This is a genomic window from Tsuneonella deserti, from assembly GCF_014644315.1.
In the GTDB taxonomy this organism is placed as follows: Bacteria; Pseudomonadota; Alphaproteobacteria; order Sphingomonadales; family Sphingomonadaceae; genus Tsuneonella; species Tsuneonella deserti.
In genome coordinates this window covers 1-552 of record NZ_BMKL01000011.1, presented here as the reverse complement: position 1 = coordinate 552, position 552 = coordinate 1, and the positions used below count along the sequence as shown (strand labels likewise).

Here is a 552-nt window from a genome sequence, read left to right as displayed (position 1 = left end):
ACCATTCCAACTAAATCATTATCGGCACGCACACCGTAGCTTCCCGTGCAGAAACAAAGTCCGTTAAATTTACTTTCAGCTGCTTCGAGTAATAATTTTGCGTCGGTTTCGGTACTTACTACACGGGGCAAGCCCAAAATCGGATACGGTGGGTCGTCGGGGTGAATCGCCAACAATACGCCCGCTTGCTCGGCTACTGGTGTAATTTCTTTTAGAAAACTATACAGATTTTGGCGTAATTCTCTATCACCTATATATTTATAGGTATCAAGCGTTTCTCTGAATGCTTCAATCGTAAAACTTTCTTCGCTTCCTGGCAAGCCAGCAATGATATTTTTGGTCAGACGAGTCACATCAGCTTCTCTTGCACTTTCAAACCATGCTTTTGCTTTGGCAATTTGTGCTTCCGAATAAGATTTTTCGGCGTTTACTCTTTTTAGAATATACATTTCGAAAGCACAAAACTCGGTCATATCGAAACGCAAGGCTTTAGAGCCATCGGCTACTTCAAAATCTAAGTCAGTACGAGTCCAGTCCAAAATTGGCATAAAA

Annotated in this window: 1 protein-coding gene; it reads right to left on the bottom strand. The window is 41.8% G+C overall.

Translation table 11 applies throughout. The features are described from left to right. A partial coding sequence (gene uxuA / locus IEW58_RS14240; RefSeq protein ID WP_188645886.1) for a mannonate dehydratase occupies positions 1-552 on the bottom strand: 552 nt, incomplete at both ends.